Source organism: Paraburkholderia phymatum STM815 (genome assembly GCF_000020045.1).
Lineage (GTDB): Bacteria > Pseudomonadota > Gammaproteobacteria > Burkholderiales > Burkholderiaceae > Paraburkholderia > Paraburkholderia phymatum.
The window spans coordinates 2,080,096-2,097,928 of sequence record NC_010622.1 but is presented as its reverse complement, the minus strand read 5'-3'; the positions used below and the strand labels follow the sequence as shown (position 1 = coordinate 2,097,928).

At 63.9% G+C, this 17,833-nt stretch carries 14 protein-coding genes; 9 read left to right on the top strand and 5 right to left on the bottom strand.

All coding sequences use genetic code 11. The annotated features are described in order from the left end of the window. The first annotated feature begins 65 nt into the window (after positions 1–65). From BPHY_RS09330 to BPHY_RS09310, 5 genes are read left to right on the top strand one after another with little or no spacing between them, the layout of a single operon-like run. A complete protein-coding gene (locus tag BPHY_RS09330; protein WP_012401226.1) occupies positions 66–1,481 on the top strand; it encodes a PelD GGDEF domain-containing protein in 1,416 nt (471 codons plus the stop codon). Beyond that, positions 1,474–2,523 carry a tetratricopeptide repeat protein gene (locus BPHY_RS09325; RefSeq protein WP_012401225.1) on the top strand — a complete coding sequence of 350 codons (1,050 nt, stop codon included), beginning with the start codon at positions 1,474–1,476 and terminating at the stop codon, positions 2,521–2,523. Before BPHY_RS09330 ends, BPHY_RS09325 begins: the two co-directional genes overlap by 8 nt. Next, entirely contained in the window at positions 2,520–4,136 is a 1,617-nt protein-coding gene (pelF, locus tag BPHY_RS09320; RefSeq protein WP_012401224.1) for a GT4 family glycosyltransferase PelF, read from the top strand. Before BPHY_RS09325 ends, pelF begins: the two co-directional genes overlap by 4 nt. Further along, positions 4,136–5,509 carry an exopolysaccharide Pel transporter PelG gene (pelG, locus tag BPHY_RS09315; RefSeq protein WP_012401223.1) on the top strand — a complete coding sequence of 458 codons (1,374 nt, stop codon included), beginning with the start codon at positions 4,136–4,138 and terminating at the stop codon, positions 5,507–5,509. Before pelF ends, pelG begins: the two co-directional genes overlap by 1 nt. A 17-nt stretch (positions 5,510–5,526) precedes the next feature. Then, entirely contained in the window at positions 5,527–6,492 is a 966-nt protein-coding gene (locus tag BPHY_RS09310; RefSeq protein WP_012401222.1) for an endo alpha-1,4 polygalactosaminidase, read from the top strand. Between the two features lie 12 nt (positions 6,493–6,504). Here BPHY_RS09310 and BPHY_RS09305 read toward each other — a convergent pair whose 3' ends face one another. Continuing rightward, positions 6,505–7,119 carry a LysE/ArgO family amino acid transporter gene (locus BPHY_RS09305; RefSeq protein ID WP_012401221.1) on the bottom strand — a complete coding sequence of 205 codons (615 nt, stop codon included), beginning with the start codon at positions 7,117–7,119 and terminating at the stop codon, positions 6,505–6,507. Between the two features lie 97 nt (positions 7,120–7,216). Here BPHY_RS09305 and BPHY_RS09300 point away from each other — a divergent pair, with 97 nt between their 5' ends. Then, a complete protein-coding gene (locus BPHY_RS09300; protein WP_012401220.1) occupies positions 7,217–8,110 on the top strand; it encodes a LysR family transcriptional regulator ArgP in 894 nt (297 codons plus the stop codon). A 37-nt stretch (positions 8,111–8,147) separates the two neighbouring features. Here BPHY_RS09300 and BPHY_RS09295 read toward each other — a convergent pair whose 3' ends face one another. Beyond that, the gene (locus tag BPHY_RS09295; RefSeq protein WP_012401219.1) at positions 8,148–9,500 is read right to left on the bottom strand and encodes an NAD(P)/FAD-dependent oxidoreductase; all 1,353 of its coding nucleotides are present in this window, start codon (positions 9,498–9,500) and stop codon (positions 8,148–8,150) included. A 127-nt stretch (positions 9,501–9,627) separates the two neighbouring features. On the opposite strand from BPHY_RS09295, the gene BPHY_RS09290 reads away from it, so the two are divergent. After that, on the top strand, positions 9,628–10,581 hold the full coding sequence (locus BPHY_RS09290) for a LysR family transcriptional regulator (RefSeq protein ID WP_012401218.1): 954 nt from the start codon (positions 9,628–9,630) through the stop codon (positions 10,579–10,581). Positions 10,582–10,712: 131 nt separating this feature from the next. Here BPHY_RS09290 and BPHY_RS09285 read toward each other — a convergent pair whose 3' ends face one another. Then, positions 10,713–11,663 carry a LysR substrate-binding domain-containing protein gene (locus BPHY_RS09285; RefSeq protein ID WP_012401217.1) on the bottom strand — a complete coding sequence of 317 codons (951 nt, stop codon included), beginning with the start codon at positions 11,661–11,663 and terminating at the stop codon, positions 10,713–10,715. Between the two features lie 126 nt (positions 11,664–11,789). On the opposite strand from BPHY_RS09285, the gene BPHY_RS09280 reads away from it, so the two are divergent. Beyond that, on the top strand, positions 11,790–12,962 hold the full coding sequence (locus BPHY_RS09280; RefSeq protein WP_083775864.1) for a M20 aminoacylase family protein: 1,173 nt from the start codon (positions 11,790–11,792) through the stop codon (positions 12,960–12,962). An 18-nt stretch (positions 12,963–12,980) separates the two neighbouring features. Beyond that, on the top strand, positions 12,981–14,327 hold the full coding sequence (locus BPHY_RS09275) for an MFS transporter (RefSeq protein WP_012401215.1): 1,347 nt from the start codon (positions 12,981–12,983) through the stop codon (positions 14,325–14,327). Between the two features lie 786 nt (positions 14,328–15,113). Here the strand turns inward: BPHY_RS09275 and BPHY_RS09270 are convergent. Next, complete coding sequence (locus BPHY_RS09270; protein ID WP_012401214.1) at positions 15,114–16,373, bottom strand: MFS transporter; 1,260 nt, start codon at positions 16,371–16,373, stop codon at positions 15,114–15,116. Then, positions 16,370–17,401, bottom strand: coding sequence for a PRC-barrel domain-containing protein (locus BPHY_RS09265; RefSeq protein WP_012401213.1), 1,032 nt, complete (start codon positions 17,399–17,401; stop codon positions 16,370–16,372). Before BPHY_RS09265 ends, BPHY_RS09270 begins: the two co-directional genes overlap by 4 nt. Positions 17,402–17,833: the final 432 nt, after the last annotated feature.

The following is a 17,833-nucleotide window of genomic DNA, read 5'->3' as shown; positions in this document are numbered from 1 at the left end:
ATCGCGCATCGTTGCGACGCACGCTGCAACACCCCAGCAATTCGACACGTGATGAGGAGTCGGCTGTGAATACCGTCACCGCGCAAAGCGCCGTCAGTGCGGCGAAGCCGCGTCAATCGAACCCGTTCGGCAATCTGGGCGCGTGGCGGCGCCTCGTCGCGCCCGCAGTGTCGCGGCCGTTTTCCATCGTCGAGACGATCGTATTCGTCGGCGTGGTCTTCGCAGTGTGCTACGGGCTCGATCGCGACGATCCGTTCCTGCTGCACGCGGGTTTTCCGTGGCTGTGGTTCGCGCCACTCGTCGTTGCGCTGCGCTACGGCACGCTGCTCGGCCTGCTCGGCTGCGCGATGCTGGTCGGTTCGTATCAGGTCTTGACGCAGCTGCTGCATCAGGGCGGCGCGGCCGCGTGGCCGACGCTGTTCTTCACGGGGGGCGTGCTGCAGACCATCGTCGCGGGTCACTTCGGCGATACGTGGGGCAGCCGAGCGCAGCGCGCGAACGCGATCAACGACTACCTGAACGACCGTCTCGTCGCGATCACCAACAGCCACTATCTGATGCGCTTGTCGCATGAGCGGCTCGAAAAGGACTTGCTGACGAAGCCGACCACGCTGCGCGACTCGATCACCGAGCTGCGCCGGATCTCCGTCGCGCACGGTCTCGACACGGCAACGCATCGTTCGTCCGACATCCCGGGCGCGCGGGAACTGCTCGAATTCGTCGCGCAGGCCTGCCAGCTCGAAATGGCCGCTCTGTATCCCGTGCATGACGACAAGGTCGGGCGTCAGGCGCTCGCGCGTGTCGGCGACACATTCGATTTCGATCCGCGCGACGACCTCGTTCAGCGCGCGCTCGAAACGCGCGCGGTCGCGCATCTGAAGAGCGAGGACCGGCCCGTGGCGAACACGCGTCTGCTCGTCTGTGCGCCGCTCATTTCCGCCGACGGCCGCATGCTGGCGATGCTCGCGATCCGCCGCATGCCGTTCCTGTCGCTGAACTTCGACAACCTGCAACTGCTGCTCGTGCTGCTCGGCTATTACGCGGACGGTGTCGAGCATTCGCAGCAGGTGCGCGACATCCTCGAGGCCGTGCCCGATTGCCCGTATGAATTCGCGCTCGACGTCGGCCGTCTCACGCGTCTCGAACGCTCGGCGGGCATTACGTCGTCGCTCGTGGCGCTCGTGTTCCCGCATGACGATGCCGGCGATTCGTTCTTCGAACATGTGATGCGCCGCCGTCGGGCGCTCGATCTGATGTGGCCGGTGAAAGCAGCAGGGCGGTCGGTGCTGCTGAACCTGATGCCCGCGACGGATGCAACGGGCGTCGACGGCTATCTCGCGCGGATCGAATCGAGCCTGCGCTCACAGTTCAATCTCGACCTTGAAGGCGCGCGTATCGGCGTGCATACGCTGCATCTGGGCGGCGACGAGCCGGGTCCGGCGCTCAAGCGTCTTCTCATGCGTAGCGGTCTCGATGGATAACACCCAGGCAAACCGCCGGGCAGGCGGCTCCATCGCTTTCATGCTGTCGATGTTCGCGGCACCCGGCATCGCCATCGTTGCATGCCTGCAGGGCGTGGGCATCGTGTATTTCGCGCAATGGCCGACGGGATACGATCCGCTCTTGCCCGTCATCGTGCTCGATGTCGTCTGTGGTGCGTTGCAGGCGCTGCTGGTCCGCCAGCTGCTGCCGCTGCGCTATCGGGAGCCGCGTGCGTGGAGCCTGCTGCTGCTCGGACTCGCGTGCACCTTCGTGCCGTTGTTCGGCGGTCTGGTCGTGCTCGCGAGCTGCATCTGGGCGGCGCTCAGCCCGGCGTCGCATCCCGACGACGAAATGGGCGACGTGCCCGCACCGGAGTTCGTCACGTACCTGATGTCGCGTGTGTCGCATGGCGGCGGCGCGCGTCTTCAGGCTCGTCTGATCAACACCAGGGTCGCGGCGGCGGACAGGCTGTCGGCGCTCGTCGCGATCCAGAGCATGCCGACGCGTACAACGGGCACGCTACTGCGCGATCTGCTGGCGGACCCCGTGGAGGACGTGCGCCTGATTGCTTACGGCACGCTGGATCAAGCGGAAAACGACGTGATGCAGCGCATCTTCGATACGGCGAAGACGCTGGCGTCGGCGCCGTCGGACGACGATCGCCGCGCGCTCAACCGGCAGCTCGCCGAACTCTATTTCGAACTGATCTATCAGAACCTCGTGCAGGGAGCCGTATTCCGGCACACGCTCGAGCAGGCGGACCGCTATGCGCGCGCCGCGCTGGAGATCGACGACAGCGATGCCGCGCTGTGGATGATCCGCGGCCGCCTCGCGCTCACCAACGGCCACGCTGACGAAGCCGCGCGCTACATGGACCGTGCGCAATCGCTAGGATTCCCGCGCGAGCGTCTCGTGCCGTGGCTCGCCGAAGTCGAATATCTGCGCGGCGAGTACCCGCGCGTCTCCGAACTGCTCGCGTCGCTCGGCAATGCCGCGACGCTGCCGATGCTCAAACCTGTCGCGCGTTACTGGTCAACATGAAACCGTCACTGATGCGCCGCGCTGCGGACGCCGATGTCTGCCTGCTGCTAGAAGGCACGTTCCCGTTCGTGCGTGGCGGCGTGTCGAGCTGGGTCAACGAAATGCTCCGCTCGTATCCCGAACTGCGCTTTGCGATTGCGTTCATCGGCAGCCGCGAAGAGGACTACAACGGCGCCGCTTATGCGCTGCCCGACAACGTCGTGCATTTCGAAGCGCACTATCTGTATGAAGCGGGCGCCGCCGACGCTCAGGCCGTGCGCGAAATTCCCGGCGATGCCGACGCATTCGCGAAGTCGGCTGCGCTGCACGAGGCATGGCGCAACAAGGGCGAGGCCGACGCTGGCGCGATGATGGCCGACATGGTGCAACTGATCGGCGACAACGCGCCGCTGAGCGAAGAGCAGTTCCTGACGAGCCGGGCGGCGTGGGATTTCATCGTCGATCAATATCATCGCTACTGCACGGACCCGTCGTTCACCGATTACTTCTGGACCGTGCGCATCATGCACAAGCCGCTGTGGCAGCTTGCGCGCGTCGCGCAGCAGTTGCCGCCCGCGAAGGTGTATCACACGGTGTCGACGGGCTATGCCGGTTTTCTCGGCGCGCTGCTGCACTACCGGACAGGCCGGCCCCTGCTCGTATCCGAGCATGGCATCTACACGAAAGAGCGCAAGATCGACCTGCTGCAAAGCCAGTGGATCCGCGACAACCGCGGCGCGTTCGAACGCGATATTTCGCGGATCAGCTACTTCCGCGAACTGTGGGTGCGCTTCTTCGAAGCGCTCGGCAAGCTCGCGTACGACGCCGCCGACGATATCGTCGCGCTGTATGAAGCGAACCGTCAGCGGCAGATCGCCGACGGCGCGCAAGCCGCGCGCACGCGCAACATTCCGAACGGCGTGGACGTGGACGCTCTCGCGCCGCTCATCGAGCAGCGGGTCGCGCGGCCGCGCAATGTGGTCGCGCTGATCGGCCGCGTGGTGCCCATCAAGGACATCAAGACCTTCATTCGCGCGATATTCATCGCGTCGCGCGCGATGCCCGATATCGAAGGCTGGATCGTCGGTCCCGAGGAAGAAGATCCCGCGTACGCGCAGGAGTGCCGCGCGCTCGCCGAAAGTCTCGGTCTCGCGAAGAACGTCAGGTTCCTCGGCTTCCAGCGCATCCACGACATCTTGCCGAAGGTCGACGCGATCGCGCTGACGTCGATCAGCGAGGCGTTGCCGCTCGTCGTGCTCGAAGGTTTCGCGGCGGGCATTCCGTCGATCACGACGGACGTCGGTTCATGCCGGCAACTGATCGAGGGCTACGGCGACGAGGACCGCGCACTGGGCGTAGCAGGCAGCGTCGTGCCGATCGCGAACCCGGCTGCGTTCGCGCAGGCTGTGCTCGACCTGCTCGGCGACGAGCCGCGCTGGCGGGCTGCGCAGAAGGCGGGTATCGAACGTGTGCGGCGCTTCTATACGAAGGCGCAGATGACCGATCAATATCGCGTGCTGTATCAACGCCTGATGGCCGCGCCGTCGCGCGTCAAGGCGGCAGAAAGCGTGCAAGGCGGCTGTCCGATGCATACGGGCAGGGCGGCAGCGGCACAGACGCGAGAGGTGCGCTGATGGCTGGCATTGGTTTCGAACTTCGCAAGATCCTCAAGCACCAGACGCTGCTTGGCGTTGCACGTGCCTACGCGTATGCAGGCCTGATCAGCTCGGGCCCGCTGATCCTGTCGATCTTCGGCATCCTGGTGATCGGCGTGATGAGTCTCGCGTTCGTGATACCGAAGTACGCGATCGTGCAGTTCCAGGTCTCGGTCACCTATCTGATTGCGTGCAGTCTGATACTGACGGGACCGCTGCAACTGTCGTTCACGCGCTTCATCTCGGACCGGTTGTTCGAGAAGCGCGACGACCTCGTGCTGTCGAACTACAACGGCGTCGTGCTGATGTCGACTGCGGCGTCGGGCGTGCTCGGCATGTTGGCCGTCGGCTTCGGTTTTCGCGGCGAGCCGCTCGTCTACCGGCTGCTGATGGTGGCGGGCTTCGTCGTCGTCAGCAATATCTGGATCGCGGTGATCTTTCTGTCTAGCGTCAAGCAGTACCGGCAGATTCTGTACGTGTTCGCGCTGGGTTACGGCTGCACCGTCGCCTTTGCGCTGATGCTCAATACGCACGGCCTGTCGGGTCTGCTCGGCGGTTTCGTCGCCGGGCACGTGGTGCTGCTCGCGGGCTTGTCGGGGCTCATCTATCGCAACTATCGCAGCCCGCGCTTCATCTCATTCGAGGTGATCCACAAGCGCTTTGCTTATCCGAGGCTCGCGATGGTCGGCCTCCTGTTCAACCTCGGCGTGTGGATCGACAAGTTCATGTTCTGGTATGCGCCTGGCACGGGCGCGAAGGTGATCGGGCCGCTCAATGCTTCCGTGATTTACGACATTCCCGTGTTCATCGCCTACGTGTGCGTGATGCCGGGCATGGCGACCTTCCTCGTGCGCATCGAAGCGGATTTCGTCGAATACTACGACCGCTTTTACGACGCCGTGCGCAGCGGCGCGACACTGCGCCATATCAACGACATGCGCGACATGATGGTCGGCAGCGTGCGGGCGGGGCTCTACGAGATCGTGAAGATTCAGGCGGCCGTGCTGCTGCTGATTCTCGCGTTCGGCCGTCTGGTGCTCGATGCGCTCGGCATTTCGTCGCTGTACATGCCGCTAATGATCGTCGACGTGATCGCCGCGAGTCTGCAGGTGCTGCTGCTTGGCCTGCTGAACGTATTCTTCTATCTCGACGCGCGGCGCACGGTGTTGCGGCTGTGTATTGCATTTGTGCTGTTGAACGGTATTCTGACGGGCATTACGCTGCTGATGCAGCCGGACTTCTATGGCTATGGCTTCGCGCTGACGCTGCTGATTCTCGTCGTCGCCGCGGTGCAGCTGCTCGATCGCAAGTTCGGCAAGCTCGAATACGAAACCTACATGCTGCGCAACTAGGCGCTACGTGTCCGATCATGACAGCCAGTTCTCTCGCCCGCCTGGGCGTTTCGTGGATCGTCGTCGCATGCGCGGCCGTGGCGATCCTGTTGCTGTCGGTTGCATGGGTGCGGCCCGCGCTGGCTGCGTCCAAGCGCGTGTCGTCGACGGGCATCGGTGCCGTTGCATTCTTCTACGGCGCGAACGTGCAGGCGGAGCGCTTCCAACCGTTCGACACCGTGGTGATCGAGCCAGACAGCGGTTTCGATCCGCGCACGCATACGGCGCACTGTCCCAACTGGTACGCGTATGTCAGTGTCGGCGAGGTGACGAAACAGCGCGCGTATTACGCCAGGATGCCGAAGACCTGGTTCGCGGGCAGCAATACGGCGTGGTCGTCGACGATCGTCGATCAGACGGCACCCGGCTGGCCCGCATTCTTCGTCGACGAGATCGTCAAGCCGCTGTGGGAGCGCGGCTATCGCGGCTTTTTTCTCGATACGCTGGATTCGTACCAGCTTGTCGCGAAGACGGACGTCGAGCGGGTGCACCAGCAGGCAGGCATCGTAGCCGTGCTGCACGCGTTGAAGGCGCGCTATCCGCAGGCGCAACTGATACTGAATCGCGGCTTCGATATGCTGCCGCGGGTGCACGAGCAGGTCGCGGCCGTCGCGTTCGAATCGCTGTTCGGCCGCTGGGACCAGTCGAATCAACGCTACGACGACGTACCGGAGAACGATCGCGAATGGCTGCTTGGTCAGGCGCGGCAGATTCACGAGCGCTACCGTCTGCCCGTCATTTCAATCGATTACTGCCCGCCCGGCAACGATACCTGCCGCCGCGACATCGTGCGGAAGATCGCGGCGCTCGGCCTCGTGCCCTATGTGACGGATGGCGGTTTGCAGACTATTGGCGACGGTGGCACAGTGCTCGGCGACAGGGCGCCGCTGAGGAAGGTGAAGTTCAGGCGCCGACGCTCAGTGACGCTCACTGACACTCAGTGACACTCAGCGCAACTACGTGACGGCCAGCAGCAACACCATGCTGCCGATCGCGCCATCCAGCACGCGCCATGCAGTGGCGCGCTTGAAGAGCGGGGCAAGCGCCTGCGCACCATATCCCAGCGCCACGAACCAGATCGCGCTCACTGCCATCGCGCCGACTGCGAACGCGGCGCGCAAACCCTGCGCTTCACGCGCTCCCGCCGTGCCGATCAGCAAAAACGTATCCAGATAGACGTGCGGATTGAGCCACGTGAACGCGAGCGTCATCAGCACGATGGGCATCGCGCGCTGCGCCGGCGGCGCGGTGTCGCCGTTCGCATCGGTATCGAGCACGGCATGGCGCGGGCGCACCGCGCGCCGCAGCGCACTGATGCCGAACCACGCGAGATAGGCGAGCCCCACATACAGCAGCGCGTGAATAAAGGTCGGATAGCGCTCGACGAGCACCGACGCGCCACCGACGCCCGCGCCGATCAGCAGGAAATCCGATAGCGTGCACAGCAGCACGATCTTGCCGATGTGCGAGCGCATGATGCCTTGACGGAGTACGAACGCGTTTTGTGCGCCAATCGTGACGATCAGCGAGGCGCACAATGCGGCGCCGTGCGAAAAAGCCAGCCAGTTCATGATGGTTTGAAGAGAAGGATGGATTGGATGGCGAGAGTGTGCCGCGATGGCTACAATAAGAGAAGCTAATTTCCGTAACGCCGATTAAGGAACGCTAATGCTCGACTATGCTCTGCTGGATGCGCTCGCGGCCGTCGTGCGTCACGGCTCGTTCGACCGCGCGGCCGCGGCGCTGAATGTGACGCCTTCCGCCGTGTCGCAACGGGTGAAACTGCTTGAAGAACGCGTCGGCAGCGTGCTCGTCAAGCGCGGGCAGCCCTGCACGGCGACTCGATCGGGAGCGCTGCTGTGCCGGCATACGGAACGGGTGCAATTGCTGGAGGCCGAACTCAACGGGCGCATGCCCGAACTGCCCGGCGCCTTGCTCGAACCGTGGCCGACATTGCGCGTGGCTGTGAACGACGACAGCGTCGGTACCTGGTTCATCGACGCCGTCGCGGACTTCTGCGCGGAGCGCGGCATGCTGCTCGATCTCGTCATCGACGATCAGGACCATACCGCGCAGCGGATTCGCGATGGCAGCGTGCAGGGGGCCGTGACGACGCAATCGGAGCCGGTCCAAGGGTGCCGCTCGACGCGTCTTGGACGCATGCGTTATCTGGCCGTCTGCACGCCCGCGTTCTACGAGCGATATTTCAGCGAGGGCATCAGCCGTGACACGCTGCGCCGTGCGCCGTGTGTCGATTTCAATCCGAAAGATCAGCTGCAAACGCGCTTCGTGCGCAAGATCACGCGCGCCGAAGTCGATGCGCCGACGCACTGGATTCCGCACGTGTCCGGCTTTTTGCGCGCATGTTCGACGGGGCTCGGGTGGGGCATGTGCCCCGAACGGATGATCGCCGCGCAACTCGCAAGCGGCGAACTGATCGACATGGCACCGGGCAAGCATCTCGACGTCGATCTGTACTGGCAGAGCTGGCGGCTGTCGATTGGCTGGCTGGACGAGTTCAGCGCCGCGCTGCGCCAAAGGTCCGCCGAGTTTCTCGACTGACGGCTGGCGCCACGCGTTTGACGGCGTGCCAGGTGAATCAGTGCAGCCGGATCACGGGATGCACGCGGCGACGCAGCCAATGACTCGCCGTATCAAGCGCCATGCGCGCAAAACCGCTGACGGTCATCATGTGCCGGCGATAGATCAGCCGGTACACGATGGTGGCGAGCCAGCCATCGACGAACACGGGCCGTTCACGCAAGCCGCTCAGACTGCCGATCGTGCCGACGTCGCCGAAACCGACCAGCGTGCCCGCGTCGCGATACGTGAACTCGGGCAGCGCTTCGCCGCCGACACGGCACTTCAACGCACGCGCGAGAAACGTCGCCTGTTGATGCGCGACCTGCGCGCGTGGTGCGAGGAAGCCATCCGCGTGCGAAGGGCAGGCTGCGCAATCGCCCAATGCGAAGACGTTTTCATCCGTCGTGGTTTGCAGCGTGCGGCTCACGAGCACTTGTGCGTTGCGGTTCACCTCGATGCCGTCGAGCACGCGCAACACAGGCGGCCCGGCGATGCCTGCTGTCCAGATCGCGATATCGTTGGGCAGTTGCTGACCGTCGTGCGTCCAGACAGCGTCGGCGCGCACTTCTGTCACGCGCGTAGTCGTCAGCACGTCGACGCCGAGGCCGCTCAGCATCCGCCGCGCACGCATGGAAACGCGCTGCGACAGCGCGGGCAACACGCGATCCGTGCCTTCGATCAGGCGAATGCAGAAATCGCGCTCCGGGTCGAGTGCAAAGAGGCTATAGCGATGCATCAAACGGATGCTGTCGCGCAAAGCGGCCGCGAGCTCGACGCCTGTCGCGCCCGCACCGATGATGTTGATCGACACCGGCTGCACCTGCTGCGCGCCGCTCACGCGCCGCACGTGGTTTGCTCGCGTGCACGCATCGAGCAGCTTGCGTCGGAACGATTCCGCATGTGTGACGGACTCGAGCGGCAGCGCATGGTCCGCCGCACCTTTCACGCCGAAGTAGTTCGTCACGCTGCCGAGTGCGAGCACGAGGGTGTCGAACTCGATGTGACGCGCGGGCAATACGTCGCGGCCGTCTTCGTCGCGCGTCGCGCTGATCGTGATGCGATGCTGCGCGCGATCGAGCGATTGCAGCGCGCCCTGTTCGAACGCAAAGCCGTGACGACGTGCCTGCACCGCATATTGCAGCTGATGCGTGGCGGGGTCGATCTGGCCGGAGGCGGCTTCGTGCAACAGCGGCTTCCAGAAGTGTGTCGGCGAGCGGTCCACCAGCACGACTTGCGCATGTCCGCTCTTGCCGAGCGATTCGCCAAGACGCGTCGCGAGTCCCAGTCCACCCACGCCGCCGCCAACGATGACGATCCGGTGTGGCGCAGTGCGTGTGCTGCTTGCGGTGTGTCGATCGATCGTGGTCATGATGCGTACTCTCCTGAACGTTTTTCAATGCGATTCATGCGTGAACATCATCAGTAAGGTCGAGTATAGAATTGGGGGAAACCGCAGCACAATTTAATGTTTGTACAAGACATATAGGTTTTCACTTATGTTAAAAGCCGCGACGTTCCGGCAATTGAAGGCGCTCCATACGGTGGCGAAGCTGGGCAGCGTATCGGGTGCGGCGGAGGAGTTGCGTCTGACGCAGCCTGCCGTGTCGCTGCAGATCCGCTTGCTCGAAGAAGCGGCTGGCGCGCCGCTTCTGCAACGCGTGGGGCGCGGCGTGCAACTGACCGCGGCGGGCGAAATCCTCGCGCGTTATGCGCTGGAAATCCTCGACCTGTGGAATGGCGCCGCAGACGATCTCGCGGCGTTGCACGGCGAGCAGGGCGGCACGCTGCGCATCGGTGCGATTACGACGGCCGAATATCTGATCCCGCCGTTTCTCGTGCGCTTCACAGAAGCGCGTCCGCAGGTGAAGGTGCAGTTCAAGGTGGGCAACCGCGCGGACATCATCCGCATGCTCGCGACGCATGAAATCGATCTCGCCGTGATGGGCAGTCCGCCGCGCGAATTGCGCACGGTCGCCACGGTGTTCGCCAAGCATCCGATGGCATTTGTCGCGTCGCCGTCGCATGCGCTGATGAAAAAGAGGCGGCTCTCATTCGGCGATTTGCAGTCGGCAAACCTCTTCGTGCGCGAGCGCGGCTCGGGCACGCGGTCGACCGTCGAAAACCTCTTCAAGCAGGCGGGCCACAAGATCCATATCGGCTCCGAGTTGTCGAGTAACGAGGCGATCAAGCAACTGGTGGAAGCGGGGCTCGGCATATCGTTCCTGTCGCTGCACGCGTGCACGCTGGAGTTTCAGGCGGGTCTGCTGGCGTTGCTGCCGCTGCCGGACAACCCGATCGAGCGCGACTGGTACGTGATGCATGTATCGGACAAGCGGCTGCCGCAGGTCGCCAGTCTGTTTCGTGACTTTCTGATCGAACAGGGCATCAAAGGCAGCGTGCCGATCCCGATGCCATCCGTCGCGGCCGCAAAGAAACGCCGGCACGTGTGAAATCTGCCGGTTCCTTTCGGCGGCGGGTATCGTCAATCGGGAAACGGACGCGAGTACGGCGAGTTCGGTCTCGAAGATTGTCTCGCGATCGAGGCGTGGCCGGTTAGGCGGAATAGTCCATGAAACAAGGCCTAAAACAGCAGTTCGATCGAATGAAACAGACGGCGGCGGTCGGCGTCCTGCGATCGTGCGCCTTCGTCGATCACTTCACGCAGACATTCGATAAAGCATGCACCCGCCGGGCTGACGGGCACGCCCCGCCGCGACGTGATGCTGACCGTCGTCTCGTCCACCACCTCGCGCAGCGGCAACGCGCGCAGATTCTCCTTCGCGATGTTCACTTCGACGAGCGGCCACGGAAAGATGCTGAGGAAATCCGTCTGCTGAAGCAGGCCGAGTACGATCGCGAACGAATGCGCGAGATGGATCGTGTGCGGCACTCTCATGCCGCGCTTGCGGAACAGCTTGTCGGCCATCGACTCCCGGCTCGCCGGGTCCCAGTTCAACACCCATTGCGCATCCTGCAGATCGTGCAGCGTGCGGCATTCGGCGAGCGGATGTCCGCGTCGCGCGACGACGGCCGAATGCGTCGAAAAGAGCGGTACGTTATGAAACTCCGACTGCGGCGATGCCGGCGGCGGACGGCCGATCGAAAAATCCAGGCTGCCGTCGCGCAGTCTCGGCTGCACGACTGCCAGTAAGCCTTCGAAGAATTCGAGTTGTACGTCGGGCATTCTCTGCTTGAAGCGATTGACCGTCTCGGGCAGAAACGTCAGCGCGAGCCACGGCGTCACGCCCACCGACAATTTGCCCGCCGCTGCGCCGCGCATCGCTTCGAGTTCGGCCTCGGCGCGCGCGAGTTGTCCCAGCACGAGCCGCGCGTGCACGACGAGCGCGCGGCCATATTCGGTGAACGCCACCCCCGTCGTGCCGCGTATCACGAGCGGCGTGCGCAGGTCCGCTTCGAGTTCGCGCACGGACTTGGTGACGGCAGCGGGCGAGAGCCCCAACTGCCGCGCGGCGGCGCGAATACTGCCTGTCTCCGCGATGGCGGCGAGCGTGGTGAGCTGGTGCAGTTTCATATCTGACAAATGAAGGCTGGCATCGCGGGCGGCAACTGCTGGTTGCCACCGTAACCGTTTCCCGCCTGCCCGTCAAAAAAACGGTTGGCTATGCTGGGTTCACGAACATTTGAAGGAGACAGCAGCGTGAACTCGATGGTCATCCCTGCCGGCATCGCCGACCTCGAAGACGAAATGATTGCGTTGCGCCGCCGGATTCACGCGCATCCCGAGCTTGCGTACGAAGAGCATATGACGGGCGACCTGGTCGCGGAAAAGCTCGGCGAGTGGGGCTACACGGTGACGCGCGGGCTGGGCAAGACGGGTGTCATCGGGCAACTGAAAGTGGGCAATGGCACGCGCAAGCTGGGCCTGCGCGCCGACATGGACGCATTGCCGATCCACGAGCAGACGGGGCTGCCATACGCAAGCACGCTGCCCGGCAAGATGCATGCATGCGGCCACGACGGCCACACGGCGATGCTGCTCGCGGCGGCGAAGCATCTGGCGCGGGAACGTTCGTTCGACGGCACATTGAACCTGATTTTCCAGCCCGCGGAAGAGGGCCTGGCGGGCGCGAAGAAAATGATCGAGGACGGCCTGTTCGAACGCTTTCCGTGCGACGCCGTCTTCGCGATGCACAACATGCCTGGCTTTCCGACGGGCAAATTCGGCTTTCTGCCGGGATCGTTCATGGCGTCGTCGGACACCGTGATCGTCAGGGTGATCGGGCGCGGCGGCCACGGCGCTGTGCCGCACAAGGCGGTCGATGCCGTGGTCGTGTGCGCGCAGATCGTGCTCGCATTGCAGACTATCGTGTCGCGCAACGTCGGGCCTCTGGACATGGCGATCATCACGGTCGGTGCGATTCACGCGGGCGAGGCGCCCAACGTGATCCCCGAATCGGCGGAAATGCGTCTTTCCGTGCGCGCGCTCAAGCCGGAGGTGCGCGACTATCTGGAGACGCGCATTCAGGAGGTCGTGCATGCGCAAGCGGCCGTGTACAACGCGCGCGCCGAGATTGATTATCAGCGGCGCTACCCGGTGCTCGTCAACGATACGCAGATGACGGCGCTGGGCAAGCAGGTCGCTCGAGACTGGCTCGGCGACGACGGGTTGATCGAAGACATGCAGCCATTGACGGGCAGCGAAGACTTCGCGTTCATGCTCGAACGATGCGCGGGTGCGTACCTGATCATCGGCAACGGAGACGGCGAGGGCGGCTGCATGGTGCACAACCCCGGCTACGATTTCAACGACGATTGTCTTGCGACGGGCGCTGCGTATTGGGTGCGTCTCGCGCAGGCGTTTCTCGTCTGACGCGTTTGGGAGATGGACATGATGACCAGCGCCGCATCGGCAACCACGCCGGACGACAGCGTATCCAGAGGCGCGGCGCAGCCGCGCGCGAGCCACGCGAAAGCGATTGCCGCGATCACGCTCGGTAACGGGCTCGAGTTCTTCGACTTCACGATCTACAGTTTCTTCGCGACGATCATCGGCAAGCTGTACTTCCCTGTGGAAGGGCAGCTTGCGCAACTGATGCTCGCAGTCGGCACATTCGGTGTCGGCTTCATTATGCGGCCTGTCGGCGGCGTCGTGCTCGGCGCGTATGCGGACCGCGCGGGCCGCAAGGCGGCGATGAGCCTCACGTTGTGGCTGATGACGCTCGGCTCGGCGATGATCGCGTTTGCGCCGACGTATGCATCGATCGGGCTTGCCGCGCCCGCGCTGGTGATCCTCGCGCGGCTCATTCAGGGCTTTGCGCTGGGTGGCGAGATCGGCGCATCGACATCGCTGCTGATGGAGTACGGCAGCGATCGCACGCGCGGTTTCTATGGCAGCTGGCAGTTCGTGAGCCAGGGGTTGAACACGGTGGTCGGCTCGCTGCTTGGCGTGGCATTGGCCGCGATGCTGTCGCCGCATGCGCTCGAAAGCTGGGGCTGGCGCGTGCCGTTCGTGATCGGCATGGCGATGGGTCCCATTGGCGTATACATCCGGCGGCATCTGGACGAAACGCTGCCGCTGCCGGCGTCATCCGATGATGCGTCCGTGCGTGAGGCCGCAGCCGTTGCCAAGCCGGTGCGCGAGATTTTCGGCACGCATCTGGGTTCGATTGCGAAGGGTGTGGTGACGACGATCGGCGGCACGGCGGCGAATTACATCGTGCTGTTTTATCTGTCGACGTATGCGATCAGGATTCTGCATATGCCGATGTCGCTGGCGTTGTGGGCTTCGTGGACGGCTGCATTCGTCACGGTGATCTGTTCGCCCTTTGCAGGTACGTTGTCGGATAGGTATGGGCGCAAGCGCGTGTTGTGGGTCTCGCGGGTGCTGTTGATTCTTGCGGTGTATCCCGCGTTTATGGTGATCAATGCTGTGCCGACTGTGCCTGTATTGCTTGCGGTTGTTGCTGTTCTCGGCGTGCTGGTTGCGTTGACGGCTGTTCCTAACATCGTCATGCTGCCGGAGATGTTTCCGCGCGAGATCCGCGCGACCGGGATGTCGATTGTGTATTGTCTCGGGGTGTCCATCTTTGGTGGGTTCGCGCAGTTCTTCGCAACATGGCTTATTCAGCTTTCCGGGAATTCTCTTGCGCCCGCCTGGTATCTGATTGGATGTGGTGTGGTTTCTTTGTTGGCGCTGCCGTTTGTGAAGGAGACCGCCGGGCGGCCGATTGATTAGGCTTTTTTCAATGTCTGCGACGCAGTCGAGGTTCTTGCCTGCCGCACGGCGTTGCCGGTTTTTTCTTCGTCGCTGGCATCCGCGTTTTGCCTTCGTACTTCTCGCGTTGCCCCTGTGCGGGGCGGCACCTACTTTTCTTTGCCGCGGCAAAGAAAAGTAGGCAAAAGAAAGCCGCTCACACCGCCAGTGCCTGTTCTTGTCCACGGGCCCTCAACGTCCCCGTCCGTCACGCGGTAACGCGCTATTTTCTCTCCGTTGCCAGCGAGCTAACTGATGCCTCATCCGCTTCACATTCCTGCGGCACGTACTGCGTTTTCTGAAAGTTCACGGCCGCCCAGGTGGCAAACTGTGTGTAGGCCGTCGCGCCGAAAATGCACCACTCCGGACCGAAAAGCGGATCGGTGTCGCAGGATCGGCAACGCATGTGGTGCGATCCCCTACACACAGTTTGCCACCTGGGCGGCGCAGACGATTCGCTGCCGCTGGCTGCGCTACGGGTGACTGGAGCGGGTGATGCGCTCGTTCAAGGCGCTGGCAACGGGCGCGAGATAGCGCGATGCCGCAAACGGGACGGGGACGTTGAGAGCCCGTGGGTAGTCACACGGGCTGGCGGTGTGAGCGGCTTTCTTTTGCCTACTTTTCTTTGCCGCGGCAAAGAAAAGTAGGTGCCGCCCCGCACAGGGGCAACGCAAGAAGTACGAAGGCACATCGCGGATGCCCGCGAAGAAAAAACCGGCAACGCCGCCCCGCAGGCAACCCGGCGACTCCGTCGCAGACAACTACAACTCACTCAGCCCGCTTCAAAGCCTCGGGTGCAGGCTCCTCCAAACTACGCCCCGCATCCCTGGTTTCGGGCATGGCAGCCCAAACAAGCAACACAGCGAGCGCCCCCGCACCGGCGAGTCCAAAAAAGCTAACAGCACTGCCAAAGCGATCGGCAATAAACCCGGCAACGGCAGTAGACAGCGTTGCACCAATCCCGGCGGCCAAACCAAACAGCCCGATCGTCAGGTTGTAGCGCCCCTTGCCGCCGGCCACATCCGCCGCGATCAGCGGCAACATCACACCGAACACAGCCGCGCTGAGCCCATCGAGCATCTGCACAGGCACAAGCAGATACGGGCTGCTCACGCCCGCAAACAACAGCGCCCGCAACGGTAGCGCAGAGAACCCGAGCAACAGGATCGGCCGACGTCCCCAGCGCTCCGCAGTGCGCCCGACCCACGGCGACAGCATCGCAACGATCGCCTGCGGCACGATGATGCAAGCAGCAATCACGAGCTGCACGTTGTCCCCCATGCCCGCCGTCACTTCGCCCGCCGCGAGGTTCAGCATCGCCGCGTTCGACAGGTGGAACAGCACCACGCACGCCGCGAATATCAGCATGCGCCGGTCGCGCAGCAACTCGAAGATCGATTCCTTCTCTTCGGCTTCATCGTGCTCCTTCTTCGCGGGCTTGTGCGCCGGCGCGTGATGGTGCGCAGGCATCGTGATCATCGACAGCGCGATCAGCGCCGGTGCCGCCAGCGCCGCCGTCAGCCAGAACACCGCGCGCGCCGAGAAGTATTCGCCGAACAGGCCCATCAAGCCCGCGGCGACGGCGCTGCCTATGGACGCCCAGCGCGCGTTGCGTCCCAGCCGGTCACCAAGATCCTGGCGTCCGACCAGCGCGAACGAAATAGCCGCCATCGCCGGTACGAGCATGCAGCTCGCGAAGCCGTGGAAGACCTCGGCGGCCATCACGGGCAGCACGGTCGGGCTCGCCGCGAGCAGCACCGCACTCAGAATGATCGCGATAATCGCCCAGGCGGCGGCTCCCTTCTTGTTGCGCAACGCATCGACGGCGGCACCGCCGGGCACCTGGCTCACCATCGCGCTGATCGTGCCGATAGAAAGGGCGAGGCCGATCTCGCCCTGCGTCCACTTGTGCGTCGCGAGATAGGAGGCAATGAACGGCCCGAACCCCGTCTGCACGTTGGCGACGAAAAAGTTGAGCCAGTCGAGGGCGCGGAGACTGCGTGCGTTGACCATTGGACGGCTCGTCATCGTGAAGTGCGTGCGGTTGAAGCCGCCGCAGTGGACGACGAAGAGCCTGTTGCCGCGGCAGACGCGGCAACAGGTGCGGGAGGCGGTGCGGGCGACACCGCGCGAATCGGCTTGTCCGGCTCGTAAGATGGCGACGCCTTGATTTGCGCGTCGTTGAGATCCATCAGCGGGCGCAGCGTCTTGTCCTTCGTGACGAAACGCAGCGCCGACCAGTTCGCGGCGATCGTCCGCCGATCGGCGCTGATGATGCCGCTGACGTCGAGCACGACGGCCTGCGGCTGCGCGTTCGCATCGATCAGCACGTCGATCACGCGGCCCACCTTGCCGCCGCTCGGACGCTCGACGTCCGCGTCGATCAGTTCCAGCTGGCCGGGAGGCACCGCGGGCGCGGCCGTGACGCCGCCGGCAAGCGGCGACGCCAGCGACGCCGACGGTTTTGGCCGGTTCGTCGCAGCAAGCTGGTTTGGCGGCGTCGTGATCGTGATGGGCGCGCCTTTCGCGCCCGGCGTAAAGCGGAAAGCAGTCCACGGGAAACCCACCTTGCGGTCGCCGACGCCCAGAAAGCCCTGCAGATTGACGATCATCTGGCGCGGTGTGCCGCTCGCATCCGCCGTCATGTCGACGGCGCGCCCGAGCACCTTGCCGTCGGACTTCTGCACTTCACTGTCGAGCAGGCCGTGCATCGCGCTGCGATCGAGCGTGCGCATCACGATGATGGGCGCGGGCGGCGGCGGAGGCGGCGGCGGTGCGGGCGCCACGACGGGCGGCGGCGGCTCAGGCTTGTGCGGGCGCACGACGGGCGGACGCGGCTTCTTCGGTTCCTTCGGCTCAGGCGCCTCGGCGGGCTCCGGTTCGGAGGCGGGCTCGAGGGCGGGAACGACGAGCGGCGTCACGGTCGCTTCGGTAATGGGCGCAGGCGGCTGCTCGGTCGGTCCGAACAGGCTGCAGCCCGACATCATGGCGGCAAGGGCCGCAAAAACGGCCAATAGAAAAAGACGGAAGACTGGACGTAGGAAACCGCCATTCATCAAGTGGGACTCCGTGGCCAGGGCGGCGGGCCGATGCGGACGCTGTAGCAAGGAACGATCCAGTGATCCATGCAGGCATCGAAAGCCTCGCCGGGAATGCGTTAAAGGCTAGGTTTGCCCGAGAGTTTAACCCGTGACGCTGTCAGGCCCTTGTTTTGTCGGCATCGACGGGGCGCGTGCGGCGCGACTTCCGCGCGGCGAAAGCGGGTGCAGCCGCGCGCTTCCGTCTCGATGCATGCCGCAACCGTAGGTGTTAACACCCGGACGGGCGGCCATCGTTCCCGTGTGTCAAACGATATAAGCATTGCGACATGCGCGGCATGTTTTTATTGCGATGGGAGATATATGTCGATTCGCCTAACCTTCGCCTCAGCATAAGAAGAACGGCGCGCAAAGCGCAACAACACATCGACTACTCAACGAGACGAACCT

Bases quoted from the DNA above. Each gene is read 5' to 3' on its own strand.
- BPHY_RS09300 (WP_012401220.1), top strand. From the start codon at position 7,217: ATGCTCGACTATGCTCTGCTGGATGCGCTCGCGGCCGTCGTGCGTCAC.
- BPHY_RS09305 (WP_012401221.1), bottom strand. From the start codon at position 7,119: ATGAACTGGCTGGCTTTTTCGCACGGCGCCGCATTGTGCGCCTCGCTG.
- BPHY_RS09325 (WP_012401225.1), top strand. From the start codon at position 1,474: ATGGATAACACCCAGGCAAACCGCCGGGCAGGCGGCTCCATCGCTTTC.
- BPHY_RS09310 (WP_012401222.1), top strand. From the start codon at position 5,527: ATGACAGCCAGTTCTCTCGCCCGCCTGGGCGTTTCGTGGATCGTCGTC.
- BPHY_RS09265 (WP_012401213.1), bottom strand. From the start codon at position 17,401: ATGAATGGCGGTTTCCTACGTCCAGTCTTCCGTCTTTTTCTATTGGCC.
- BPHY_RS09295 (WP_012401219.1), bottom strand. From the start codon at position 9,500: ATGACCACGATCGATCGACACACCGCAAGCAGCACACGCACTGCGCCA.
- pelF (WP_012401224.1), top strand. From the start codon at position 2,520: ATGAAACCGTCACTGATGCGCCGCGCTGCGGACGCCGATGTCTGCCTG.
- BPHY_RS09270 (WP_012401214.1), bottom strand. From the start codon at position 16,373: ATGACGAGCCGTCCAATGGTCAACGCACGCAGTCTCCGCGCCCTCGAC.
- BPHY_RS09275 (WP_012401215.1), top strand. From the start codon at position 12,981: ATGATGACCAGCGCCGCATCGGCAACCACGCCGGACGACAGCGTATCC.
- BPHY_RS09285 (WP_012401217.1), bottom strand. From the start codon at position 11,663: ATGAAACTGCACCAGCTCACCACGCTCGCCGCCATCGCGGAGACAGGC.
- BPHY_RS09290 (WP_012401218.1), top strand. From the start codon at position 9,628: ATGTTAAAAGCCGCGACGTTCCGGCAATTGAAGGCGCTCCATACGGTG.
- pelG (WP_012401223.1), top strand. From the start codon at position 4,136: ATGGCTGGCATTGGTTTCGAACTTCGCAAGATCCTCAAGCACCAGACG.